We start from the raw sequence: 23383 nt of genomic DNA, 5'->3' as shown, positions 1-23383 counted from the left end.
AGGACTGTAGACACGCGTGCCGACGAGGGTCAACACTCACCTCGTCACGAGACGAACGCCCCCGGAGGGAGCCCGCATGACCACCCGGATCGAGCCCCGGACCGAGTCCCGCACCGAGTCCCGGACCGTCGAGGACGAGGTCGCCCGCCTCGACCGCTGGCTGGCTGCCCGCACCGGCCGCGAGAGCGCGCTCGGGTGCACGATCCGCGCGGCGAACGAGCCCGCCGTCGCGGAGGTCGCCCGCCGGCACGGGTACGTGCTGCGCTCGTGCGCGGTGGAGGAGCCCGGCGCCCTGTGGGCGGAGTTCCGGCCCGCGGTCTGAGCTCGCCCCGGTGACCCCCGAGTGGTGACGGCGGGCGGGAGCGGTCACGCTGGCAGGTGCCATGACCGCACCCCGTCTCGTGCGCGCCCGCCGTCTCGGCCTCGCCGGCGCCACCGCCCTGCTGCTCCTGTCCGCCGCCTGCTCGTCCGACGGCGGGTCCTCCGGCGGCTCCTCCCCCGCGAGCCCGCCCTCACCGGTGGCCGCGACCGCTCCGGTCGCCGCCACCCCGGACGGGCTGGTGCAGACCGCCGTCACCGTCCCGGCCGGGATGGGCGACGCCCCCTTCGACACGCCCCGGTCGGTGCTGACCCCGCCCGGGTGGACCGTCACGGTGTGGGCGCGCGTCCCGAAGGCGCGCCTCGAGACGTGGGCGCCGGACGGGTCGCTGCTGGTGTCGCTGCCGGGCAGCGGCGAGGTGACCCGCCTCGTCCCCGGCGTGAACGGGGCGGCGCCGCAGCAGTCGACACTGCTCTCCGGCCTGACCCAGCCGCACGGCATGGCCTTCGACGGCGGCACGCTCTACGTCGCCGAGAGCGACCAGATCTCCGCCTTCGACTACGCGAACGGAGTGGCCACCGGGAAGCGCGTCGTCGTGCCCGGCCTGCCCGACGCCAAGAGCCCCGACCTGCGCGGGGCGTACGCGCACGCGCTCAAGACCGTGGTCGTCGGGCCCGACAAGGCGCTCTACGTCTCCGTCGGATCCACCGCGAACGTCTCCCCGCAGGACCGCGACGCCACCCCGCAGCGGGCCGCGATCCTGCGCGTCCCGGCGGGCTCGAACACCCCGGAGGTGTTCGCCCGCGGCGTCCGCAACGGCACCGGGCTCGCTTTCGCCCCCGACGGTCGCCTGTGGACCGCGGTGAACAACCGCGACAACATCGCCTACCCCTGGCCCGGCGCGCAGTTCGGCCAGGTGCTGCCGGAGTACGTCAACGACCACCCGCCGGAGGAGCTGGCCGCGCTGACGCCGGGCCGCGACCTCGGCTGGCCGTACTGCAACCCGGAGCCCGACGTGCAGCCCGGGCAGGCGGACTCGCCGCTGCGGACCGCCGACCTGCCGTTCACCCGGGACGTCGAGACCAACGCCGACGGCTCGAAGCTGGACTGCTCCAGGCTGCCGCCCATCGAGCAGACGTTCGGCGCCCACTCGGCGCCGCTCGGGCTCGCGTTCGCCGACCTCCCGGGGCTGGGTGAGGGCGCGGTCGCCGGGGTGCACGGGTCGTGGAACCGGACGGCGCCGCGGGCCCCCGAGGTGTCGTTCTTCCCGTGGTCGGGCGGTCGGATGGGCGACCAGCGCACGCTCGTGGGCGGCTTCCAGGCCCCCGACGGGTCGCGGTGGGGACGTCCGGTCGCCGCCGTGCCGGGGCCCGACGGCGCGCTCTACGTCTCCGACGACGGGGCCGGGGCGATCTATCGGGTCGTGCGCAGCAACTGATCGACGCTGCGGGTCACGAGCTCGGCCGCGTGCGCCTGCGCGCGGTCGAGGTCGGGCTCGAGGTCGAGCAGGGCGGCGCTCCCGACGATGCCCGCTCCGGCGAGCTCGTCGGGGGCGAGGTCGACGCGGCCGGCCACCGCCAGGACCGGCACCCCGGCGGCCCGGGCCCGGGCCGCCACCCCGGCCGGGCCCTTCCCGCGCAGCGTCTGGGCGTCCAGGCGGCCCTCGCCGGTGATCACGAGGGCCGCGCGGGCGAGGCGGTCGTCGAAGCCGAGGAGCTCGGCGACCAGGTCGAACCCGGGGCGGAGGCGGGCACCGAGCAGCGTCATGAGCCCGAAACCCGCTCCCCCGGCGGCGCCCGCCCCGGGCTCCTCGACGAGCTCGCGGCCGACGACGTCGGCCCAGTGCGCGAGCGCGGCGTCGAGCGTCGTGACGTCCTCGGGGCCGGCGCCCTTCTGCGGTCCGTAGACCGCGGCGGCCCCGTACGGCCCGAGGAGCGGGTTGTCGACGTCGCAGGCCACCTCGATCTCCGCGGCGGTCCCTGACGGCGGGTCCACGGTCGCGACGGCGGGGAGTCCCCCGCCGCCGGTCCCGGGCGGGAGGACGGCACCGTCGGCGTCGCGCAGCGCCGCGCCGAGCGCCTGGGCGAGTCCCGCCCCGCCGTCGGTGGACGCGCTGCCGCCGAGGCCGAGGACGACCCGCCGGACCCCGGCGTCCAGCGCGGCGCGCACCACCTCCCCCAGGCCGTACGAGGAGGCGGCGTAGGGCTCGAGGACCCCGCCGGGCAGCCGGACGAGGCCGCACACGTCGGCGAGCTCCACCACCGCCGTGTCACCGGACCGCGCGAAGGACGTGTCGACCGGCTCCCCCGTCGGGCCGGACGCGGTCAGCGCGCAGCGGTCGAACCCGGCCGCGACGGCCGCGTCGACCGTGCCGTCGCCGCCGTCGGCGATCGGGCAGAGCTCGACGGTGTGGCCGTGGTCGGTGAGCGCCCGCGCGATCGCCTCCGCGACCTCGACGGCGGGCAGCGAACCCTTGAACTTGTCCGGCGCGACGAGGACGTGCACGGCGGGCAGCCTGCCTCGCGGCCGCGGCCACGTCGAGAGGCGTCCGTCCCGGCGACCGCGGACGGGTTCCGGCGTCGTCGGGAACCGGGCGTCGGTGGCCCGACGGGCCGGACGAGCGCTCCGTCGCCGGTCCTCCGGGGTCGAGGCGCACCCCGGACCGGGTCGAGCAGGATGCCTGGAGCGCGTCGCGCGACGGGAGTGCGAAGGACCCGGCCACGGCCAGCTGGACCGGACGTACCCGACGGACCGCCCACCGTGGTGGCCGGACCCTGCAGGAGGAACCCGTGCGACAGCTCGAGACCGTGGCCCTCGACGATGCCCGCAGGGTGATCGCCGCCGGCGAGCAGAAGGCGCGGGAGATCGGGTCCCCCAGCAACGTCGCGGTGGTCGACGTGGGCGGGAACCTGGTCGCCCACATCCGGATGGACGACGCCTGGATGGGGAGCATCGACATCTCGATCAACAAGGCGTTCACCGCGCGGGCCTTCGACACCGCGACCGCCGACCTCGCGACGAACTCCCAGCCCGGCGGGCAGTTCTTCGGCATCGCCGAGTCGAACCACGGCCGAGTGATGATCTTCGCCGGAGGGATGCCGCTGCACGGGAGCGACGGGAACGTCGTCGGCGGCGTCGGGGTGTCCGGGGGCACCGGCGAGCAGGACCGGATCATCGTCGAGGCCGCGGCGGCCGCGTTCTGACCGACCTCACCACGCCGGATCCCGGGAACGAACCGTCCGGTCGGTTCCACGGACGGGTTACGCTGATCCGGCGACGGGCATCGGCACCGGCCGCCGTCGGGGGACGGCCGGGCGGGTGCCCGTCGCGCGTCCTGCCCGGAGGTGCGGACCCGGAGAATGAACGAGCCCGGGCCGTCAGGTCGGGGGTCTGACGGCGCCGGGCTCGCAGATGGATTCGCTCGCCGCCTCCCGGACGTTAACCCGGGCTACTGTGACGGCGGTCACATGTTCGGGTCACTGCGTCGGCGGGCCGGAGAAGGCGCCGAGGAACCGGTCGCGGAAGGCCTCCATCGGCCAGGTCGGGGCGTCGGCGGCCGGGCGCAGCCCCGACGTGAAACCCCACGACCCGATGCGGTTGAGCACCGCCGGGTCGCGGCTCAGCACCGACACCGGCACGTCCCGACCGGCACCGGGCCCGGTGACGGTGAGGGCGGGCTGGTGGTCGCCGACGGCGATGACGACGAGGTTCGGGTCCGCCGACCGCTGCACCCACGAGGTGAGGGCGTCCATCGTGTAGGCCACCGAGCCGGCGTAGTCGGCGCGCACCTGCGCGTCGCTGCGCCCGACGGCACCGGGCACGGCCTGGGCGTCGAACTCCGATCCGTCCCCGATCGCGCCCCAGTCCACCATCCGCGGCACCGGGGTCCACGGCGCGTGGCTCGACACGAGGTCCACCTCGGCCATGACGGGCCCCCGGTCGGCCCGGTCGAGCTCGAGACGCGAGAGCCGGTCGAGGACGACCTGGTCGGGCATCGACGCCCAGCCGAAGGACGGTCCGCGGTAGCCGAGGTCGTGCGCCGAGTACGCCCGCTGGTAGCCGTAGAACCGCCCCTCCGGCCAGGCGCGGGTGGTGCCGGGCTGGACCGCGACCGTCTCCCATCCGGCGCGGGCGAAGGCGCCGGAGAGCGTGAACCGGTCCGACGAGGTCAGCGTCAGGTAGCGCTGCTGGTTGTCCACACGCAGTCCCGAGAGCAGCGTCGCGTGCGCGAGCCAGCTGCCCGAGCCGACCACGCTCGACGTCAGGAACCCGCTGCGCACGCCGTAGCCCGCACCGTCCAGACGGGCCTGGCCGGCGTCGAGCGCAGGGGTGACGGTCGCGGCGAGACCGGGGTCGGCCAGTGCGGAGCGTCCGTAGCTCTCCACCACCGCGACGACGACGTCCTTGCCGCGCAGCGCGCCGAGCAGGTCGGGACCGGGTGTCGCGGCCCAGGCGTCGCGACCCGACTCGGCGCGGAAGCGCGCGGCGTCGGCGAACGCCGTCCGCATCCGGTCGGCGCGGTCCACGGTCGCGGCCGCCGTGGTCGCCGCCGCGACCGGCACGCCGGGGGCGGCGGTGAGTCCGGCGACCGCACCCACCAGCCACACCCCGCCGAGCGCGGCCAGCACCCGCATCGACCCGCGCGGGTGCCGTGACGCCGCGCCGACGACCCGCCGGGCGGCGAGCCCCAGCCCGCCGACCAGGACGACCGCGAGCACCACCGCCCCGACGATCGCCGCGACCTCGGCGGTCGCCCCGTAGGTCGAGCCGACGAAGCCCACGCCGTCGGCGACCAGCGGGCTGTCGAGCACCGGGTCGAACGGGCGCGCGAGCACCGAGACGAACCCGACGTCGAACGCGGTGAACACCGCGCCGAGCCCCAGCGCGACGCCGGCGACCAGCGCGAGCGGTCGTCGCCACCGCGCCGGCAGGAGCAGCAGGAGCGCGAGCCCGGCGATCCCCTCGACCGGGAGCCGCAGGTAGGAGCCCCAGACCAGGGCCGACGGGTCGCGTGGGGCCACGAGCACGACGGCGAGCACCAGCACCGCGAGTCCGGTCGCGAGCCCGCGCCACCACGACAGGTCCCTCCCGACGTCGGGTGCGGGCGGCCGGGCCGTCCGCGGCGCCCGGGCGAGGTGCTCGACCGACACCCCGAACGACCACACCAGCGCGACGAGCGCCGTCCCGACCAGCGCGGCGTTCGCCCAGCCGGGCAGCAGCCGCGTGCTCGCGACGACGAGCGCGATGCCCTGCAGGGCGGCGACGACCTTCGCGGAGTACCGGGGTGGGAGCTCGCCGCGCAGCCACGGCCAGATCCAGCCGGCCGCGACGAACAGGTAGCGCATCCCGCCGACGAGCAGCACCCACGGGCCGAGGTCGGCCGCGACGTGCACCGCGAGCAGGAGCAGCAGGAACGCGTCGGTCTCCATGTCGAACCGGGCACCCAGGTCGGTGGAGGTGTCCGTCCGGCGTGCGATCCACCCGTCGACCGCGTCGAGCGCGAGGGCGGCCACGGTGAGCCCGACGAGCACGGCGGTCGGGATCGGCCGCCCGGACAGGTGATGCACGGCCAGGGCGGCGACGCCGGCGACGAGGACGAGCCGCAGCAGCGTCACGGAGCCGGCGGGCCCGAGGGAGGACGCCCCGGTGCGCGCCAGGAGCGCCGTCGAGAGGACCAGCACGAGCAGGCCGCCGGACAGCCCGACGCCACCGAGGCCCGTCGTCGTGACGAGGCCGGCGAGCAGGCCCGACCCGACCACACCCGCCGTCGTGAGCTGGAGGACGAGCGGGGGATGCAGGGCCCGCGAGGGTGGCTCGGGGGTCGCGTCCGGAGCGGCCATGGAGCACGATCCTCCCCGAGGCCGTGCCCCGATCGTGCTGGAGGAACTCCCTGTACTCCGCCCGCAGCTTCCGGGTGCTCCGTCCTGGCGAGAGCGCGGTCGTCGACGTCGAGCTGCCGGACCCGGGTCCCGACGACGTGGTGGTGCGGACCCGCTGGTCGGCGATCAGCCGCGGGACGGAGCTGCTCGTCCACCGCGGCGGGGTGCCGGCGGGGCAGGCGGAGCGGATGCGGGCGCCGTTCCAGGTGGGCGACGTCCCGGGGCCGGTCAGCTCCGGCTACCTCGCGGTCGGGGTGGTGGAGGAGGGTCCCGCGCCGCTGGTCGGGCGTGACGTGTTCTGCCTGCACCCGCACCAGACGCGGTTCGTGGTGCCGGCGTCCGCGGTGTCGGTGGTGCCGGAGGCGGTGCCGACGGGGCGGTCGGTCCTGGCGGGCACGGTCGAGACCGCGGTGAACGCGCTGTGGGACGCGGGACCGCGGATCGGCGACCGGGTCGCCGTGGTCGGGGCCGGGATGGTGGGCTGCTCGGTCGCGGCCCTGCTCGCGTCGCTGGCCGGGGCGCGGGTGCAGCTGGTCGACGTCGACCCCTCCCGGGCGGAGGTGGCCGCGACGCTGGGGGTGGGGTTCGCGTCCCCGGAGTCGGCACTCGGGGACTGCGACCTCGTCTTCCACACCAGCGCGACGGCCGCCGGCCTCGCGCGGTCGCTCGAGCTGCTGGGCGTCGAGGGCGAGGTGATCGAGATGTCCTGGTACGGCGACCGGGAGGTATCGGTCCCGCTCGGCGAGGGGTTCCACGCGGGGCGGCTGGCGGTGCGGTCGAGCCAGGTCGGGATGGTCGCGGGCGCCCGTCGAGCGCGCCGGACGTACGCGGACCGGATGGCCCTCGCGCTCGACCTGCTCGCCGACGACCGCTTCGAGGCACTCATCACCGGGACCGTGCCGTTCGAGGCGTTGCCCGACACCATGGCGCGCCTGGCCGCCGGGGCGCCCGGTCTCGCGGTGCGCGTCGACTACGGTCCCTCTCCCGTCGCTCCGCTCGCCCCGGGAGGCAGCTGATGTTCTCGGTGACCGTCCGCGACCACGTGATGGTCGCCCACAGCTTCCGCGGCGAGGTGTTCGGTCCGGCGCAGGCGCTGCACGGCGCGACCTTCGTCGTCGACGCCACCTTCCGGCGTCCCGAGCTCGACGCGGACAACATCGTCGTCGACATCGGCCTCGCCACCGCCGCGCTCGGCACGGCCCTCGAGGACCTGCGCTACCGCAACCTCGACGAGGTCGAGGCGTTCGCCGGCGAGAACACGACGACGGAGTTCCTGGCCCGGGTGGTCGCCGACCGGCTCGCGGCCGGGATCCACGCCGGCGACCTCGGCGAGGGCGCACGGGCGATCGCGACGGTCGCGGTGGAGCTGCACGAGTCGCACGTCGCGCGGGCGGGGTACGAACGGTCCCTGTGAGCGTGGAGGTCGTCGTCCCGGACGACATCGACGCCGTGCCGAGCGGCGGGAACGTCTACGACCGCCGGGTCCTGCAGGTCTCCGGGTGGGGCGAGCGGCGGGTTCCGGTCGGGGACGTCGCGGCGCTGGCGGCGACGCTGCGCGACGTTCCCGACGGCGGGTCGGTGCTGGTCGACGGGCTCGTCGGCGGTCGCGCCCCGGAGGTGCTCGCGCCACACGCGCACCGGCTGCGGATCGTGCCGCTGGTCCACCTGCCGTTGGCCGACGAGCGCGGGCTCTCCCCCACACGGTGCCGGGAACTGCACGCCCTCGAGACCGCGGCCCTGCGCCACACGACGGCGGTGGCGACGACGAGCCGGTGGACCGCGCGGCGGCTCGTGCAGGACTTCGACGTCGACCCGGCGCGGGTGGTCGTGGCGCCGCCGGGGGTGGATCCGGCCTGTGTGGCGCCGGGCTCGCTGGTCGGCGGCGGGCGGCCGCGTCTGCTGTGCCTGGGAGCGCTCACGCCGACGAAGGGCCAGGACCTGCTGGTCGACGCGCTCGGTGCGGTGCGCGACCGGGACTGGACCTGTGCGCTGGTCGGGCCCGTGGAGCGGGACCCGGGGTTCGTGGTCCGGCTGCGGGCGCAGGTCGTGGCGGCCGGGTTGGCGGACCGGGTGTCCGTGGCCGGCCCGAGGGTCGGTGCGGCGCTCGACGCGGTGTGGGCGACGACGGACCTGCTCGTGGTGCCGTCGCGGACCGAGACGTTCGGGATGGTGGTGACCGAGGCGCTCGCCCGGGGCGTCCCCGTGCTCGCCGCCGACGTCGGAGGAATCCGGGAGGCCGGGCCCACCCGCTTAGTACCTGCTGAGAACATTGGTGCGCTCGCCGGAGCCGTGCGGCACTGGCTGGTGGACCCGGTACGGCGAAGCGGGTGGAGAGTCTCAGCGTCCGCGCGCCGGGGCACGCTGCCCCCGTGGACCACGACCGTGCAGCGACTGCGCCTGGCTCTCGGCCCGGCTCTCGGGCCCGCGCTCGCCTGAGCGAGCCGGGCTCCCCCGTCTGCACCCCGGACTGGCTCGCCCTACGCGAGCCCGCCGATCACGCGGCCCGGTCGGAGACGCTCGCGGCCGCGCTGGACGAGCGGCTCGGGGTGCGCGACACCGTGGTGGTCCGCGACCTGGGCTGTGGCACCGGCTCGATGGGCCGGTGGCTCGCGCCGCGACTGCGGGCGCCCCAGCAGTGGTTCGTGCACGACCGGGACGCCGACCTGGCCCGCCGGGCCGCCGCCGCGCTGCCCGTCCCGGCCACACCCGTCGTCGGGAACCTGGCGGACGTCGACCCGACCGGGACCGACGTGGTCGTCTGCTCGGCCCTGCTCGACCTGCTCACCGCGACGGAGATCGAGACGCTCGCCCGCGACTGCGCCGCGGCCGGGGCGGCGGTGCTGTGGACGCTGTCGGTGTCGGGGCGGGTGCGCTTCGACCCGGCCGACCCCGGGGACGCGCCGATCGCCGCGGCCTTCGACGCCCACCAGCGCCGGGGCGGGCTCGCGGGCCCGGACGCGCCCGACCTCGCGGCGGACGCGCTCGCCCGGGCCGGGTACGCCGTGCGGCGGGAGACGTCGCCGTGGCGGCTCGCGGGCGGGAGCGCCGGGAGCCGCCCGCTGGCCGAGGAGTGGCTGCGGGGGTGGCTGGACGCGGCCGCCGAGCAGGACCCGGTGCTCGACGTCGACGGGTACCTCGCACGGCGGCTGGAGGCTCCCTTCGCGGTCGAGGTGGGTCACGTCGACGTCCTGGGGCTGCCGCGGTGAGAACGGTGAAGCTGCTGGTGGGCGCGCTGCTCGTGGGTGCGGTCGTCGTGCACCTGGGCACGGGCGCGGTCCTCGACGGGCTCCGCGCCGTGTCGCCGGGCGCGGTGGCGGCGGCGCTCGGGATCGGGTTGCTGACGACGGCTGCGGCTGCCGCCCGCTGGTGCCTGGTCGCGCGCGGGGTGGGGCTGCACCTGGGCTTCTCCCGGGCGCTGGCCGACTGCTACCGCGCGCAGTTCCTCAACTCGGTGCTCCCGGCGGGCGTGCTCGGGGACGTGCACCGCGCCGTCGAGCACGGCCGCCGCAACGCCGACGTGGCGCGCGGGGTCCGGGCGGTGGTGATGGAGCGGGTCGCGGGACAGGTGGTGGTGGTCGCGACGTGCGCGGTGGTGCTCGTCGTCGTGCCCGGACCGGTCCGGGACCTGGTGGACCCGGTGACGGTGCTGTGGGTGCTCGCCGTGGTCGCGGCGGTGGCCCTCGCGGTGGCGCCGGTGGTGCGTCGCCGGGGCGCTCTGTCGTCGGTCGTGACGGACCTGCGGGCCGGGCTGTTCCGCCGCGGGACCGGACCCGGCGTCGTCGTGTGCTCGGTGGTCGCGACGGCGGGGCACCTGGCGCTGCTGGCGGTGGCCGCCGGGCCCGTGGCGCCGGTCGAGGTGCTGCTGCCCCTGCTCGCGCTCGCCCTCCTGGCCATGGGGCTGCCGCTCAACGTCGGCGGCTGGGGCCCGCGCGAGGCCGTGATGGCGGCGGCGTTCGGTGCGGCGGGGCTGGGCGCGGCGACCGGGCTGGCGGCGGCGGTGACCTACGGAGTGCTGGCGCTCGTGTCGTGCGCACCCGGTCTCGGGGTGCTCCTGCTCGGCCGAGTCGCGCTGACCCGACCGGCGGAGCGGGACGCCGCCGGGCCGCCCAACTCCACTCTGCTCCCGTCCCGGGCCCGCCGCGCGTCAGTAGCGTGACGCCGATGCTCACCCTCGTACGCCACGGCCAGACGGAGGCGAACCGCCACGGCCTGCTGCTCGGGCGCGCCGACCCGCCGTTGTGCGGGTCGGGGATCGAGCAGGCGACCGTGCTCGCGCGGGGGCTGCCCCGGCCGGCCCGGCTGGTCTGCAGCCCGCTGATCCGGGCCCGACAGACGGCGGCGCAGTTCGGGGTGCCGGCGGAGATCGACGACCGGTGGATCGAGATGGACTACGGCTCCCTCGACGGCTGCCCCGCCTCCGCGCTGGACCCCGCCGGGTGGCAGGCCTGGCGCGACGACCCGCACCATGTCCCCGCGGGCGGGGAGTCAGTGGCGACCGTGGGCGAGCGGGTCCGGGCCGCCTGCACCGACCTCGCGGCGGACGCGGCGGTGGAGGACGTGATGGTGGTGAGCCACGTGTCCCCGATCAAGGCGGCCATCGCGTGGGCGCTCGGAGTGGGCGACGAGGTGGCGTGGCGGATGTGGGTCGAGGACGCGGCGGTGTGCCGGATCGACACCTCCGGCAGCGCCCCTCGCCTGCTCGCCTTCAACGACCACGCCGCCCACGCCGTCGCCCTTCAGCCCCTGCGGTAGGTGCAGACGAGCGTGCCGGTCGCCGCCGTCGTGGCCTCGACGAGCGCGAGCCCCCGGCTGTTCCCGTGCTGCGGGAAGATCGACTTCCCGCCGCCGAGCAGGACCGGCTCGATCATCAGCCGGTACTCGTCGACCAGGTCGGCGTCGACCAGCTCCCGCACGACGGACGCGCTCCCCATGACGACGAGGCGCCCGTCGCCCTCCGGCAGCTCCCCCAGGTCGGTGAGGACGGTCGAGTTCGCCCAGGCGCCCGCGTCGGTCAGGGTCCGGCTGGCGACGTACTTCGGGAGACCGTTGAGCCGGTCGGCGAACGGGTCGCCGGCCTGGGCGCTCCAGGCCGGGCCCGACACCTCCCAGGTGCGCCGCCCGAACAGCATCGCGTCCGCTCCGCCGATGACGTCGGTCCACGCCGCGCCCATCACCTCGGGGTCGAAGTAGGGCATCGACCACCCGCCGTGCGTGAAGCCGCCGTCGCGGTCCTCGTCCGGGCCGCCGGGCGCCTGGACGACGCCGTCGAGGCTGGTGAAGGCGGTGACGACGATGTGCATGATGTCCTCCTCGGGTGGTGACACCCCGACGTCGAACGAGGACGGCGGCTTTCGACATGGCTGGGCGGAGAAGCTCGTGATCCTCTCGTCCGACCGCGATCCCCGGCTCGTCACGATCCGGCGCGGCGGGTCCCTGACCGACGACGACCACCACCGGCTCGCGCTCTGGGCCGCCTTGTGTGCGGAGCACGTGCTGGACCTCTTCGAGGCGGAGCGGCCGGACGACGAGCGTCCGCGGCAGGCCATCGAGGCGATCCGCGCGTGGGTGCGGGGCGAGATGCGGATGATGGCGTCGCGCGCCGCGGGCGGACACGCGATGGGGGCGGCCCGGGACCTGCGCGGCGCAGCACGGTTCGCCGCCTACGCGGCGGGCCAGGCGGGGGCCGTGGCGCACGTGGCGGAGCACGACCTCGGCGCGGCCGCCTACGCGATCAAGGCCGTCCGGGCGTCGGTGCCGGCTGCGCAGGCCGGCGAGGCCGGGGCTGCGGAGTGCGCGTGGCAACGGGCGCAGCTGCCGGAGCCGGTTCGCGACCTCGTGCTGTCCGACCAGCAGCGGCGCAACCGTCTCTGCTGGGACGTCTTCACCTGAGGTCGGGTCAGAACGGCGGGTCGTCGTCGTAGGGGTTCGGGGGTTGGTTCTGCTGTCGGCGTCTCCTCTGGTCGAGGTCGTGCAGGGTCTGTCGTTGGGCGTCGGTGAGGTGGCCGTGTTGGTCGGTGCGTGGCTGCCAGGGCCGCGTTGGACGGGGTTCGGTGCGGGTGTCGGTGATGCCGTGGTCGAACCGGTCTCGTCTGACCGGTCGTAGTGGTCGGTAGGGGTCGGGTTCGACGACGTGGTGGGTGCCGGTCGGGGCGGTCCACACGAACCGTCCGGGGCGGGTCTGGCGGACGGTCCAGCCGGAGGTCGGGTCGTGTTTGCGGACGTGGTCGCCGACCGAGAGGGGCCCGAGGTTGTCGGCCTGGGTGGGTCCGCCATAGGTGTGGTCGTGGGTGTGGTCGATCGGGCAAGCGACGGCGGGGACGGTGCACATCGGGAACCGGCAGATCTGGTCGCGGGCGTGGATCCAGCGGGTGAGCTCGGCGCCGGGGAACCGGTGGCCGGCCTCTCTCGTGCTGCGGCTCGGGTGCTCGCGGGGTGGGCGTGCTCTCGCGGTGGCGAGGGCGTGTTGGGTGCGGCGGGCGAGTTCGGCCCAGATCCCGATCAGCTGACGGTCGGGGTCGAGGGTGTCGACCTCGCTGGTGTGGGCGGTGAGTTCGACGACCTGGCGCCGGTAGCGGGGGTCGGCACCGGGCTGCTGCGGGGCTTTGACCAGCAGGACGTGTTCGAGGGCACCGTCGGGGTCGTAGAGCAGGACCCGGAACTGGGCGCAGGTTCTCGCCCAGGCGGCGCGGTAGGCGTCCCACCCGGTCAGGGTGCCGGCACCGATACGACCGTGGGCGCGCTCGAGCCCGAGCACGCACGCCAACGTGGCGCGCAGGGTGTCGGGTGGGAACACCAGCCCGCGTTGGGTCCACCGCGCGGCCACATCCGGCGGTGGCTCGGTGGTCGGCACCCGGGGATCGGGCGTGTCCGGGGGCGGCGGGTCCGGTTCCGGGTCCCCGGGCCGCCATGCCGGCGGTGAACCCGTGTCCCAAGCTGGCGACGGAGCGTCTGCGCACCCCGTGATCGCTGCCCCGAAGGCGTGGGTGCTCCCTCGACCTGCGTCGGGCCGAGCATCCAGGCCACCATCGCTGGGCCTGGCGTAGTCCGGATGTGAGTCGGCGGCCGGGTCGTCCGGGCCGTCGGCAGATGAGCCGCCGTCAGCACGCGGGGTGGGGTCACCGTCCGAGCGGGCGCCGCGCGCCGAGGCAGCGACGTCCGGGCCCTCGCCGGGACCGGTGTCGTCCGGCGCACCGTCCGAGGGGCCACCGTCCGAGGGGCCACCGTCCGAGGGGCCACCGTCCGAGGGGCCACCGTCCGAGGGGCCACCGTCCGAGGGGCCACCGTCCGGGGGGCCGTCGTCGTGCGGGCCGTCGTCGTGCGGGCCGTCGTCGTGCGGGCCGTCGTCCGGCCCATCATCCGGGTCCTCGTCGTCGGAGGGGCCGTCGTCAGGGTCGGGGAGGTCGTCGAGGTCGGTCAGGTCGTCGAGATCGTCGGCCGGGCCGGCAGGCGTGGTGAGGTCGAGGACGACCTGCTCCAACACCGCGAGGTCATCACTACCGTGCGGGCAGCCGTGCAGCAGCCGCAGATACACCTGGGCCTGCACCTTCGCCGGCCCCACCGAGTTGCCCGCCGCCTTGAGCTGAGACAGGGCCTCCTCGGCGATCGCGACGATCCGCTCGAACGCCGGCACCGCCATCCCCGGATCCAAGTCCAGGCCGTGGATCTCCGCCGCCCCCGACGGCGCGATCCGCGTCGACACCCGGCTACGCGCCACCGCCGCGTCGCGGCGGTTCTCCGCCCCCAACGGGTCGACGTCCTTCACCGCGGCCGCGATCCGCTGCTGCAGCTCCCACACCCCCAACCGCGGCGCCTGCGAGATCAGGGCGTCGACCACCACCCTGGCCTGCTCGTCGGTCACATCCCGCAACCCGGCGACGAACACCGCGGCCTTCGCGTGCTCCACCCGGCCCTCCCGCATCGCCTCCCCCAACCGGGGCAACCGCTCCAACGCCCCGACCGCGGTCTCCAACCGCGACGCCGCCATCGCCACCGACCACCCCAGCCGGGCTGCGATCACCCGCGGATCCGGCTCCGGCCACCGCTCCAGCGTGTCCGCGCGGGCCCGGGCCGTCTCCAGCATCCAGCACGCCCGCCGCCACTCGTCGTGCACCATCCGGGCCTGCCAGGCCACCAGCCCGGCCTCACACTCCTGCCCCACCGCATCCCGCGGGTCGGCGAACGGCACGCCGGGCAGCGGGGTGTCGAACACCCCGTCGCCCACCGCGAACGCCGCCTCCACCGCCATGACTCGAACTGTAGTTCGCACCCCTGACAGTCACCGCGAGCCGGAAAGCCCACGAAGCCCTGGTCGGAGACGGCGAGGTTCACACCAGGCAGGAATCCGGCCCCAGAAACCTGCCCCACGTGACACTCGCGGCCACGAAAAGCGCCGAGACCGCCCACATCACGAGACGATCACGATCCAGGGCAGGTCAGCCGAGAGCGAACCTCTCCCGGACCCACCCGCTGTCGGGAAGAATCAGTCACGATGACCGACACCACGCTCCGCGGCCCCGGCCGGTTCCACGGCGTCCTCGAGCGCATCGCCGAGGCCCGACGGGGAGACTCGTCGGAGACGCTCGCCGCGGTGTTCCTGCTGGTGGCGACCCTGCTGGCGCTGATCTGGGCCAACTCGCCGTGGGCCTGGACCTACGACGTGTTCTGGCACGGCCATATCGCGATCTCGATCGCCGGGGCGGGCATCGACCTCGACCTGCAGCACTGGGTCAACGACGGCCTGATGGCCCTGTTCTTCTTCGTCATCGGCCTCGAGGTGAAGCGGGAACTCGCGATCGGCGAGCTCCGCGACCGGTCGCAGGCGATGGTCCCCCTCGCCGCGGCGATCGCCGGGCTCGCCCTGCCCGCGGTGCTGTTCCTGCTGCTCAACCCGTCGGGGCCGGCCGCCTCCGCGTGGGGTGTCGTCATCTCCACCGACACGGCGTTCCTGCTGGGAGCGCTGGCGGTGGTCGGACCCGGGCGGGCGGAGCGGCTGCGCATCTTCCTGCTGACCCTCGCGGTCGCCGACGACGTCGGGGCACTGGCGATCATCGCGCTCGTCTACACCGACGAGCTGCACTGGATCCCGCTGCTGGTCGCGATCGTCGGGCTCGTCGCGGTCTGGCAGCTACGGCGGCTGCAGGTGTGGCGGGGTGGGGGCTACCTGGTCGTCTCGCTGGTGACGTGGGTGGCGCTGCACGAGTCGGGCGTGCACGCGACGTTGGCCGGGGTGCTGATCGCGCTGCTGCTGCCGGTCTACCCGCCGAAGCGCAGCGAGGTGGAGCGCGCCGCGGAGCTGACGCGGCGGTTCCGGCAGTCACCCAACCCCGAGTACGCGCGGACGGCCCGCCTGGGGCTCGACCGGGCGGTGAGCGTCAACGAGCGCCTCATGCGGCTCTACCAGCCGTACACGGCGTTCATCATCGTGCCGCTGTTCGCGCTGGCCAACGCGGGCGTCGCGCTCGACGGCCCGACGCTGGCGGCCGCGGCGACCTCACCCCTGACCTGGGGGGTGGTGCTCGGCCTCGTCGTCGGGAAGTTCCTCGGGATCAGCGGGGCGACCGCGCTGCTGCGGCGGAAGCTGCCACCGGGCCTGACGATGCCGCAGGTCGCCGGCGGGGCGGCGCTCTCCGGGATCGGGTTCACGATCTCGCTGTTCATCGTCGACCTCGCGCTGGCCGACCAGCCCGAGCTCGCCGACCAGGCCCGGATCGGCGTGCTGGCCGCGTCGGCGCTCGCGCTCGTCCTGGGCGCGACCGTGTTCAAGGCGGCCCCGCAGCCCGAGGGCCCGTCGCTCGACCTCCTGCGGCCGGTCGACCCGGCCCGCGACCACATCCGCGGTCCGGTCGACGCGCCACTGACGCTCGTCGAGTACGCCGACTTCGAATGCCCCTTCTGCGGCAAGGCCACGGGCGGTATCCGGCAGGTCCGGGAGCACTTCGGCGACCGGTTGCGCTACGTCTTCCGGCACTTCCCGCTCGAGGAGTACCACCCCGACGCCCGGCAGGCCGCCGAGTTCGCCGAGGCCGCCGGCGAACAGGGGCGCTTCTGGGAGGCGCACGACCACTTCTTCGCCCATGCCGACGCCCTCGACCGCGACAGCCTCTACGCCCACGCCGACGCGCTCGGCCTCGATCCGCAGCGCCTCGAGGACGACCTGCGCGACGGCGACCCGACCAACCGCGTCGCCGACGACGAGATCGACGCCCGGACCAGCGAACTGCCGGGCACCCCGACCTTCTTCCTCGGGGTCGCCGGCCGGACTCCGCGGCGCCTCGAGGGCCCGCACGACGCGGCGACCCTCATCGCCGAGCTGGAGGCGATGGAGGCCGCTGCGCGCGGGTCGTCTCAGACCTGAGGCTCCCAGAACCGCAGCCACAGGGTCTGCGGCGCGCGCTCGAGCTCGGTCAGCACCTGCTCGGCCAGCGGCTTGTCGGTGTCGGTGACGACGTAGCCCTGCTCGCCACGCGTCGACAGCGCCTGTCCGATCACGTTGGCGCCGCTGTCCGCGAGCAGCTTGTTCAGGCCCGCCAGGACGCCCGGCTCGCTGGAGTGCAGGTAGCCCATGCGGTAGGCGCCGGGCGGATTCGGCGGCATGACCTCGGGGAGGTTGACCGACAGCGCCGTCGACCCGCCACCCACGAAGCCCAGGAGCTTGGTGGACACGAAGTGCCCGATCTCCTCCTGCGCCTCGGCGGTCGAGCCGCCGACGTGCGGGGTGAGGATGACGTTGTCGAGCCCCCGCAACGGCGACTCGAACGCGTCGCCCTGGGCCTTCGGCTCGACCGGGAACACGTCGATGGCCGCGCCCGCGACGTGGCCGGACAGGATGTTCTCGCGCAGCGCCTCGTAGTCGACGACCATGCCGCGCGAGGCGTTGATGAAGATCGACCGCGGCTTCATCGCGGCGAACTGCTCGGCGCCGAACAGGCCCGCGTTCCCCGGGCGGCCGTCGACGTGGAGGCTGACCACGTCGGCCTCGGCGAGCAGCTCCTCCAGCGAGCCGACGCGGGTCGCGTTGCCGTGCGCGAGCCGGTCGGCCGTGTCGAAGAAGATCACGCGCAGGCCCACCGCCTCGGCGACGTTCGACAGCTGCGTGCCGATGTTGCCGTAGCCGACGATGCCGAGCGTCCGGCGCCGGATCTCGTGACTGCCCTTCGCCGACTTGTCCCAGACCCCCTCGTGCATCCGCTGCGTCTTCTCGGGGAGCCGCCGGGCGAGCGCGATGATCTCGCCGAGGACGAGCTCGACGACGCTGCGCGTGTTGGAGAACGGCGCGTTGAACACCGCGATCCCGCGCTCGGCGGCCGCGGCGAGGTCGACCTGGTTGGTCCCGATGCAGAAGCAGCCGACCGCGAGCAGGTCCGTGCCCGCGTCGAGGACCTCGGCGGTGACGGTGGTGTTGGAGCGGATCCCGAGCAGGGACACCCCCGCGAGCGCGTCGACGAGCTCCGGACCGGACAGGGACCCGGGCCGGACGTCGACCTCGAGTCCGGCGCGGCGGAACGCCTCGGCAGCGGTCGGGTGGATGTTCTCGAGCAGGAGCACCTTCACCCGGAGCACCCTAGGCGCGTCCCCCGTCCCTGTCGGCCCCCTTCGGCCGGGCGCACGCCGCTGACCGGCCGAAAGGGCGTACCGGACGCGACGCAGGTCACGTTGCCGCCACCGTTTCACGACGTCGGGTCACGGCGGCAGATGCTCGACGATCATGACAACCGCTCCCGCCGCGGGCCAGGATGCCCGTGTGAGCGAACCCGGAGGGGCACCGGTCGTCGCGGTGGTCGGGGCGGTGCCCGGGACCGCCGCGGATGCCGCGGTCGCGGCGGCCCGGCTCGGCGCCGACGTGCGGATGATCGGCACGGCCGCCGACCGGCACGTCCGCGACGAGCTGGCCGCCGAGGGCGTCGGGGTCGACGCGGTGACCACCGACGACCATCTCGACGCCGACCCGGTCCGCGAGACGCTGGAGGCCGTCGACGGGGTGGGCGCGGTGCTGGTCGGGACCGACCAGTCGGCCGCCGTGGTGGCGGCGGCGATCGGCACGGCGGCGCAGCGCCACGTCCGCTGCGTGGTGGACCCGGACCCCGTGATCCCCACGGTGGTCGGCCTGCTCGACCTCGGTGCCGTGCTCACCCCGGACGCCGGGGAGCTCGCCGACCTCGTGCGCCGCGGGGCCGGTCAGGAGGCCGCGGACCGACCGGCCGCCGAGGCCGTGGCGACGCTGCACTCGTGGAGCGGCGCCCCCGTCGTCGTGACGCTCGGGGCGGAGGGGGTGCTGCTCGCCGACGACGGCCGGGTGCGGCGGCTCCCGGCGCACCCGGTCACCGTGGTCGATCCGGCCGGGGCGAAGGGTGCCCTGCTCGGGGCGCTCGCCACGCTGCTCGCCGCCGGGGAGGACCTGGAGGACGCGCTCCCCGTCGCCGTCGTCGCCGCCGGGCTGGCCGTGGGCACGCCCGGGCGGCGGGAGAGCCTGCCGACGGGGGACGCCCTGCAGGCGGCGCTGGAGGACTAGACCTGCTTGCCCGTGGTGTCCGCGCGCGCCTTCGAGGGCTGCACCCGCTTCGGCTCGCCGGGCATCTTGGGGTACTCGGGGGGATAGGGCAGGTCCCCGAGCCCGTGGTCGCGCTGGTCGCGCTCGACCCACTCGAGCGCGGTCTCGAGGCCGGCGGGGTCGTCGTGCAGGCCCGCGTGCGCGTCGCCGCGCTCGGCGTACAGGCCGGGCACGGTGAGCACCGTGAAGTCGTCGGGCTCGGCGTCGGGCAGGTCGGCCCAGGTGAGTGGGAAGGAGACGGTGGCACGCGGCGTACCCCGGACCGACCAGGCGGAGGCGATCGTCCGGTCCCGGGCGGCCTGGTTGAAGTCGAGGAACACGCGCTCGCCGCGTTCCTCCTTCCACCAGTCCACGGTGGCAGCGTCGGGCAGCCGCCGGCACACCTCGCGGCCGATCGCGATGACGCAGCGGCGGACGGCGACGAAGTCCCACTCCGCGCGGATCGGGACCATGACGTGGATGCCGCGGCCGCCGGAGGTCTTCGGCCGGCCCACGAGCCCGGCGTCGTCGAGCACCTCGCGCAGCGTCGCCGCGACCACGGCCGCATCGGCGAAGTCGGTGCCGGGCTGGGGGTCGAGGTCGATGCGCAGCTCGTCGGGCGCGTCGACCTGCGGGCGGCGCACCGGCCAGGGGTGGAAGTCGAAGGTGCCGAGGTTGGCCGCCCACGCGAGGACGGCGGGCTCGGTCGGGCACAGCACGTCGGCCGCGCGTCCGGAGGGGAAGCGCACCTGCACGGTCTCGACGTAGTCGGGAGCGCCCTTGGCCAGCCGCTTCTGGTAGAAGAACTCGCCGGTCACGCCGTCGACGAAGCGCTTGAGGTGCGTGGGCCGGTCGCGCAGCGCCCCCAGCAGGGGCTCGGCGACGCCGACGTAGTACTCGACCACCTGCCGCTTCGTGATCCCGGCCTCGGGGAAGTAGACCTTGTCGGGGTTGGAGACGCGCACCTCGCGCCCGCCGACCTCGAGTTCCACCGCCGCTGACCGCGCCACGGCCGGGAAGGCTACCGTGGCGCCATGACCTGGGCTGCTCGTCCGGATCCGGCACGCCGGTTCCACGACGACCTCGTCGGCCTCGACCCCGACGACCCGGAGGCGCGCGCGTTCGCCGAGCACCTCGACCGCATGGAGCGGGTCCGCCCCATGTTCACCGTCGAGGGCGAGTTGAACGGCGTGCGCGACTTCGCCGAGTCGGCCAACCGCATCGGCGGCCTGCAGCGGTGGGCCGCGTGGCTGCTCGTGGTGCTCGTGCTGCTCGGCACGGGCTACGTGATCTACGGCGTCCTGGAGTTCGTGCTCGCCACCTACCTGGGTGGCTGAACCGTATTAGCCTGGACGCATGAGCAGTGCGATCGGCAAGCCGAAGGTCGAGAAGTCCGACGCCGAGTGGCGGGAGCAGCTCTCGCCCGAGGAGTACCACGTCCTGCGCCAGGCCGGCACCGAGCGGCCGTTCACCGGCGAGTACGACGAGACGTTCACCGAGGGCGTCTACCACTGCCGCGCGTGCGGCGCGGAGCTGTTCCGCTCGGAGACCAAGTTCGCGAGCCACTGCGGGTGGCCGTCGTTCTACGCCCCGTCGGGCGACGACAACGTCATCCTCCGCGAGGACTCCACGATGGGGATGCGGCGCGTCGAGGTGCTCTGCGGCACCTGCCACTCGCACCTGGGTCACGTCTTCCACGGCGAGGGCTACGGCACCCCCACCGACGACCGGTACTGCATGAACTCGGTCTCGCTCACGCTCGAGCCGAAGGCCTGACCCTTCCCGACGACGGCGGCGGCCGCTCTCAGGCCGTCCCCGTCACCCCGGGGATGCGGTCGGAGCGGAACGCCTCGACGAACCGCCGGTGGTCGTCGCGGACCACGCGCGCGTAGGCGTGGGCGAAGCCGACGAGGTCGGCGACGAAGTCGTCCTCCCGGCCGCCCACCACCTCGAGCACGGCGTCCTCGACCTGGAAACCGACGAGGTCCGCGTCCTCGGCGTCGCGGTCCGCCACCGCGTGCGCGCGGGCGGTCGCGTGGCCGAGGTGGCCGAGGACCTTCGCGACGTCGTCGGGCTCGGTGACGTCGTCCCAGTCCAGGTCCGCCTCGTACGGTGAGAGCTCGGAGACGACGTAGCCGACCCCGCGCAGCTCGGTCCAGCCGAGCAACCGGTCGGCGTGCGCCTGCAGCGCCCGCTGCGACAACGCGGTGCGCTGGCCGTGGTGGACGAACGCCGACGCGACCCGCTCGTCGGTGACCACCCGGCTCGGCGCCGCGACGACGGCCTGCTTCATGCTGATGACGACGTCGTTGTCGAGGGCCTCGTTGAAGCCCTCGACGAGCACGTTGTAGGCGGGCAGCCCGGCGCTGCCGATGCCGAACCCGCTGCGCCCGACGACGTCGACGACCTCGTACGCGACGTCCGGGAGCCGCTTGTCCGCGGGGATCGTGTCGAGGTACCGCCGGAACGCCTCCTCCACCTCCGCCCGCTCCCCCGCGTCGAGCCGCCGCACCCCGGGTCCGGGGCGGAAGACCCGGTCGTCGCCCTCGATCTCGGTGACCCGGGCGAGCAGCGCCTCGCGGCTCGACTCCCGGGACCGCTGCAGCGCGTCCCGGACCGCGCCCTCGGTCCCGGAACGCCGCAGCGCGTGGGTGAGCTCGCCGGCGTTGCCGTGGAAGGACCGCAGGGCGGCGAGGTAGGCCCGGACGTAGGTGGTCACCAGACGGGACACCGTGGCGTCCGAGAACGCCTTCGACCAGCCGAGCAGCGCCACGCTCGCCACGAGCCGGCGCAGGTCCCACGTGAACGCGCCCAGGTAGGACTCGTCGAAGTCGTTCAGCGCGAAGACCAGCGCGCCGTCGCCGTCCATGTACGTGCCGAAGTTCTCGGCGTGCAGGTCGCCCTGGATCCACACCCGCGCGGTGCGCTCGTCGACCCACGGGTCCTCGAGCCGCACCACGTCCGCGTAGAACAGGCACGCGCTGCCCCGGTAGAACGCGAACGGGTCGGCGGCCATCTTCCGGAACTTCGACCGGAACGCCGCGGGGCTCGCCGTCATGAGGTCGGCGAAGGCGTCGGTGAGGGTGTCGACGATGAAGCCGGTGCGGGCCTCGTCGTCGTCGATCCCGAGGGGGGACAGGTCGGCGTGCCGGGTCACCGCGCCATCCTGGCCCCCCGGGTCGGCCCCGGGAACTACTGGCCGCCCGAGATGCGCAGCGTCTGACCGGTCATCCAGCCGCTCTCCGGCGAGGCGAGGAAGCGGACCAGCGGCGTGATGTCCTCCGGCTCGCCGTAGCGGCCCATCGGCCAGGCGATCGGCGCGAGGTCGTTGGCGTAGTGCTTCCCGTTCTCGGCCGACATGTCGCTCGTGGTGCCGCCGGGGGCGATGGCGTTGATCGTGATGCCCCGCGGCACGAGGTCGAGCGCGAGGACCTTCACCATCGCCTCGACGGCGGCCTTCGAGCCGGCGTAGAGCGCGTGCCCGGGCACGGGGGTGGAGGCGGCGATCGACGAGGTGCAGACGATCCGGCCGCCGGGACCCATGTGCGCAGCCGCGGCCTGCACCGCGAGGAGCTGACCGCGGGCGTTCACCGCGAAGACCTGGTCGAACTCCTCGGCGCCGATCGTGCCGAGCGCACCGAAGTGCTCGATGCCGGCGTTGGAGACGAGCACGTCGATCCCGCCGAGCAGCTCGGCCGCCCGGTCCATGAGGGCCGTCACGGCGGCCGGGTCGGCCATGTCGGCGGCGACGGCGTACGCCTCGCCCCCGCCGGCGACGATCTCCGCGACGACGGCGTCCGCCGCGTTCGCGCTGCGGCCGTACCCCACGACGACGCGGGCACCCTCCCCCGCCAGGGCCAGCGCCTCGGCGCGGCCGATGCCGCGGCTCGCGCCGGTGACGACGGCACGGGTCCCCGGAGCGAGGCCCGTCACGAGAGGGCGAGCAGGGCGCCGGGCTCGACCCGCGGGCCGGTGAAGAACGGGACCTCCTCGCGCACGTGCCGGCGGGCCTCGGTGGCGCGCAGGTCGCGCATCAGGTCGACGATCCGGTCGAGCTGGTCGGCCTCGAACGCGAGGATCCACTCGTAGTCACCGAGCGCGAAGGCCGGGACGGTGTTGGCGCGGACGTCGGCGTACCCGCGGGCGGCCTTGCCGTGGTCGGCCAGCATCTGGCGCCGCTCGGGATCGGGCAGCAGGTACCAGTCCAGCGAGCGCACGAAGGGGTAGAGGCAGAGGTAGCCCTTCGGCTCCTCGCCCGCGATGAACGCCGGCACGTGGCTCTTGTTGAACTCCGCCGGCCGGTGCAGGGCGGTGTTCGACCACACCGGCTCCGAGGCCCGGCCGAGCGCGGTGCGGCGCAGCGCGGTGTAGGTGGCCTGCAGCGCCTCGACGTCCTGCGCGTGCGTCCACACCATCCAGTCGGCGTCGGCGCGCATGCCCGCGAGGTCGTACACCCCGCGGACGACGACGCCCTTGGCCTCCTGCTCGTCGATCACGGCGGCGAACTCCTCGGCGGCGTCGCGCCGGTCCTCACCGAGCTTCGCCGGGTCGGTGCGGAACACCGACCACATGGCGTAGCGGATCGTCGAGTTCAGCTCGTCGTAGTTCAGCCTGGCCACGGGTCCATGGTGCCACGCAGCCGTGAGGGGAGGATCCGAG

General features: G+C 74.9%; 23 protein-coding genes. 14 read left to right on the top strand and 9 right to left on the bottom strand.

From position 1 onward, the window contains the following. Positions 1 to 76 precede the first annotated feature (76 nt). Together QSK00_RS21285 and QSK00_RS21280 are read left to right on the top strand one after the other, a co-directional pair. A complete protein-coding gene (locus tag QSK00_RS21285; protein WP_285593831.1) occupies positions 77 to 322 on the top strand; it encodes a hypothetical protein in 246 nt (81 codons plus the stop codon). A 61-nt stretch (positions 323 to 383) separates the two neighbouring features. After that, complete coding sequence (locus QSK00_RS21280; RefSeq protein WP_285593829.1) at positions 384 to 1757, top strand: PQQ-dependent sugar dehydrogenase; 1374 nt, start codon at positions 384 to 386, stop codon at positions 1755 to 1757. On the opposite strand, the gene QSK00_RS21275 is transcribed toward QSK00_RS21280, so the two are convergent. Then, positions 1733 to 2824: a glycerate kinase gene (locus QSK00_RS21275; protein WP_285593826.1), complete on the bottom strand. Its 1092-nt coding sequence runs from the start codon at positions 2822 to 2824 to the stop codon at positions 1733 to 1735. The two genes, QSK00_RS21280 and QSK00_RS21275, sit on opposite strands and share 25 nt — an antisense overlap. 284 nt (positions 2825 to 3108) lie before the next feature. Between QSK00_RS21275 and QSK00_RS21270 the strand changes: the two genes are divergently transcribed. Beyond that, positions 3109 to 3522 carry a GlcG/HbpS family heme-binding protein gene (locus QSK00_RS21270; RefSeq protein WP_285593824.1) on the top strand — a complete coding sequence of 138 codons (414 nt, stop codon included), beginning with the start codon at positions 3109 to 3111 and terminating at the stop codon, positions 3520 to 3522. Between the two features lie 273 nt (positions 3523 to 3795). Here QSK00_RS21270 and QSK00_RS21265 read toward each other — a convergent pair whose 3' ends face one another. Continuing rightward, the gene (locus tag QSK00_RS21265) at positions 3796 to 6159 is read right to left on the bottom strand and encodes a CDP-alcohol phosphatidyltransferase family protein (protein ID WP_285593822.1); all 2364 of its coding nucleotides are present in this window, start codon (positions 6157 to 6159) and stop codon (positions 3796 to 3798) included. 50 nt (positions 6160 to 6209) lie between these two features. Between QSK00_RS21265 and QSK00_RS21260 the strand changes: the two genes are divergently transcribed. The 6 genes from QSK00_RS21260 to QSK00_RS21235 all read left to right on the top strand — a co-directional run bounded on the left by QSK00_RS21260 (position 6210) and on the right by QSK00_RS21235 (position 10950). Then, positions 6210 to 7214, top strand: coding sequence for a zinc-dependent alcohol dehydrogenase (locus tag QSK00_RS21260; protein ID WP_502872063.1), 1005 nt, complete (start codon positions 6210 to 6212; stop codon positions 7212 to 7214). Then, on the top strand, positions 7214 to 7612 hold the full coding sequence (locus QSK00_RS21255; RefSeq protein ID WP_285593818.1) for a 6-pyruvoyl trahydropterin synthase family protein: 399 nt from the start codon (positions 7214 to 7216) through the stop codon (positions 7610 to 7612). Before QSK00_RS21260 ends, QSK00_RS21255 begins: the two co-directional genes overlap by 1 nt. Further along, complete coding sequence (locus tag QSK00_RS21250; protein WP_285593816.1) at positions 7609 to 8634, top strand: glycosyltransferase family 4 protein; 1026 nt, start codon at positions 7609 to 7611, stop codon at positions 8632 to 8634. The genes QSK00_RS21255 and QSK00_RS21250 overlap by 4 nt, the downstream gene beginning before the upstream one ends. Before the next feature lie 110 nt (positions 8635 to 8744). Next, a complete protein-coding gene (locus tag QSK00_RS21245; protein ID WP_285593815.1) occupies positions 8745 to 9404 on the top strand; it encodes a methyltransferase domain-containing protein in 660 nt (219 codons plus the stop codon). A gap of 5 nt (positions 9405 to 9409) precedes the next feature. Next, the gene (locus tag QSK00_RS21240) at positions 9410 to 10354 is read left to right on the top strand and encodes a lysylphosphatidylglycerol synthase domain-containing protein (RefSeq protein ID WP_285593814.1); all 945 of its coding nucleotides are present in this window, start codon (positions 9410 to 9412) and stop codon (positions 10352 to 10354) included. A 5-nt stretch (positions 10355 to 10359) separates the two neighbouring features. Further along, positions 10360 to 10950 carry a histidine phosphatase family protein gene (locus tag QSK00_RS21235; protein WP_285593813.1) on the top strand — a complete coding sequence of 197 codons (591 nt, stop codon included), beginning with the start codon at positions 10360 to 10362 and terminating at the stop codon, positions 10948 to 10950. On the opposite strand, the gene QSK00_RS21230 is transcribed toward QSK00_RS21235, so the two are convergent. After that, entirely contained in the window at positions 10935 to 11498 is a 564-nt protein-coding gene (locus QSK00_RS21230) for a dihydrofolate reductase family protein (RefSeq protein ID WP_285593811.1), read from the bottom strand. The genes QSK00_RS21235 and QSK00_RS21230 overlap by 16 nt on opposite strands. Positions 11499 to 11574: 76 nt before the next feature. On the opposite strand from QSK00_RS21230, the gene QSK00_RS21225 reads away from it, so the two are divergent. Continuing rightward, the gene (locus QSK00_RS21225) at positions 11575 to 12087 is read left to right on the top strand and encodes a putative immunity protein (RefSeq protein WP_285593809.1); all 513 of its coding nucleotides are present in this window, start codon (positions 11575 to 11577) and stop codon (positions 12085 to 12087) included. A 7-nt stretch (positions 12088 to 12094) separates the two neighbouring features. Here the strand turns inward: QSK00_RS21225 and QSK00_RS21220 are convergent, their stop codons facing one another. Continuing rightward, the gene (locus QSK00_RS21220; protein ID WP_285593807.1) at positions 12095 to 14443 is read right to left on the bottom strand and encodes a DUF222 domain-containing protein; all 2349 of its coding nucleotides are present in this window, start codon (positions 14441 to 14443) and stop codon (positions 12095 to 12097) included. Positions 14444 to 14686: 243 nt separating this feature from the next. Between QSK00_RS21220 and nhaA the strand changes: the two genes are divergently transcribed. Further along, positions 14687 to 16552, top strand: coding sequence for a Na+/H+ antiporter NhaA (nhaA, locus tag QSK00_RS21215; protein ID WP_285593805.1), 1866 nt, complete (start codon positions 14687 to 14689; stop codon positions 16550 to 16552). Here the strand turns inward: nhaA and serA are convergent. Beyond that, positions 16543 to 17748, bottom strand: a complete 1206-nt coding sequence (serA, locus tag QSK00_RS21210; RefSeq protein ID WP_285593803.1) for a phosphoglycerate dehydrogenase — start codon at positions 17746 to 17748, stop codon at positions 16543 to 16545. The two genes, nhaA and serA, sit on opposite strands and share 10 nt — an antisense overlap. Positions 17749 to 17938: 190 nt before the next feature. Between serA and QSK00_RS21205 the strand changes: the two genes are divergently transcribed. Then, entirely contained in the window at positions 17939 to 18706 is a 768-nt protein-coding gene (locus QSK00_RS21205; protein WP_285593801.1) for a PfkB family carbohydrate kinase, read from the top strand. On the opposite strand, the gene ligD is transcribed toward QSK00_RS21205, so the two are convergent. Then, positions 18703 to 19734: a non-homologous end-joining DNA ligase gene (gene ligD, locus QSK00_RS21200; protein WP_285593799.1), complete on the bottom strand. Its 1032-nt coding sequence runs from the start codon at positions 19732 to 19734 to the stop codon at positions 18703 to 18705. The genes QSK00_RS21205 and ligD overlap by 4 nt on opposite strands. Before the next feature lie 24 nt (positions 19735 to 19758). Between ligD and QSK00_RS21195 the strand changes: the two genes are divergently transcribed. Beyond that, positions 19759 to 20061, top strand: coding sequence for a hypothetical protein (locus QSK00_RS21195; protein WP_285593797.1), 303 nt, complete (start codon positions 19759 to 19761; stop codon positions 20059 to 20061). 19 nt (positions 20062 to 20080) lie between these two features. Continuing rightward, complete coding sequence (gene msrB / locus QSK00_RS21190; protein ID WP_285593795.1) at positions 20081 to 20500, top strand: peptide-methionine (R)-S-oxide reductase MsrB; 420 nt, start codon at positions 20081 to 20083, stop codon at positions 20498 to 20500. Between the two features lie 28 nt (positions 20501 to 20528). On the opposite strand, the gene QSK00_RS21185 is transcribed toward msrB, so the two are convergent. From QSK00_RS21185 to hemQ, 3 genes are read right to left on the bottom strand one after another with little or no spacing between them, the layout of a single operon-like run. Next, on the bottom strand, positions 20529 to 21881 hold the full coding sequence (locus QSK00_RS21185; protein WP_502872060.1) for a DUF2252 domain-containing protein: 1353 nt from the start codon (positions 21879 to 21881) through the stop codon (positions 20529 to 20531). 35 nt (positions 21882 to 21916) lie between these two features. Then, positions 21917 to 22657 carry an SDR family oxidoreductase gene (locus QSK00_RS21180; protein WP_285593793.1) on the bottom strand — a complete coding sequence of 247 codons (741 nt, stop codon included), beginning with the start codon at positions 22655 to 22657 and terminating at the stop codon, positions 21917 to 21919. Next, positions 22654 to 23343 carry a hydrogen peroxide-dependent heme synthase gene (gene hemQ, locus QSK00_RS21175; protein ID WP_285593790.1) on the bottom strand — a complete coding sequence of 230 codons (690 nt, stop codon included), beginning with the start codon at positions 23341 to 23343 and terminating at the stop codon, positions 22654 to 22656. Before hemQ ends, QSK00_RS21180 begins: the two co-directional genes overlap by 4 nt. Between the last annotated feature and the right edge of the window lie 40 nt (positions 23344 to 23383).

The sequence above is a fragment of the Actinomycetospora sp. NBRC 106378 genome (assembly GCF_030269685.1).
Classification (GTDB): domain Bacteria; phylum Actinomycetota; class Actinomycetes; order Mycobacteriales; family Pseudonocardiaceae; genus Actinomycetospora.
The sequence above is the reverse complement of the archived record's forward strand: the minus strand, read 5'-3'. Positions and strand labels throughout refer to the sequence as shown.

What these genes read in the sequence shown, in the direction of transcription:
- msrB (WP_285593795.1), top strand. Translation starts at nt 20,081, where the DNA reads ATGAGCAGTGCGATCGGCAAGCCGAAGGTCGAGAAGTCCGACGCCGAG.
- QSK00_RS21285 (WP_285593831.1), top strand. Translation starts at nt 77, where the DNA reads ATGACCACCCGGATCGAGCCCCGGACCGAGTCCCGCACCGAGTCCCGG.
- QSK00_RS21220 (WP_285593807.1), bottom strand. Translation starts at nt 14,443, where the DNA reads ATGGCGGTGGAGGCGGCGTTCGCGGTGGGCGACGGGGTGTTCGACACC.
- QSK00_RS21230 (WP_285593811.1), bottom strand. Translation starts at nt 11,498, where the DNA reads ATGCACATCGTCGTCACCGCCTTCACCAGCCTCGACGGCGTCGTCCAG.
- QSK00_RS21235 (WP_285593813.1), top strand. Translation starts at nt 10,360, where the DNA reads ATGCTCACCCTCGTACGCCACGGCCAGACGGAGGCGAACCGCCACGGC.
- QSK00_RS21265 (WP_285593822.1), bottom strand. Translation starts at nt 6,159, where the DNA reads ATGGCCGCTCCGGACGCGACCCCCGAGCCACCCTCGCGGGCCCTGCAT.
- QSK00_RS21255 (WP_285593818.1), top strand. Translation starts at nt 7,214, where the DNA reads ATGTTCTCGGTGACCGTCCGCGACCACGTGATGGTCGCCCACAGCTTC.
- QSK00_RS21195 (WP_285593797.1), top strand. Translation starts at nt 19,759, where the DNA reads ATGACCTGGGCTGCTCGTCCGGATCCGGCACGCCGGTTCCACGACGAC.
- QSK00_RS21280 (WP_285593829.1), top strand. Translation starts at nt 384, where the DNA reads ATGACCGCACCCCGTCTCGTGCGCGCCCGCCGTCTCGGCCTCGCCGGC.
- nhaA (WP_285593805.1), top strand. Translation starts at nt 14,687, where the DNA reads ATGACCGACACCACGCTCCGCGGCCCCGGCCGGTTCCACGGCGTCCTC.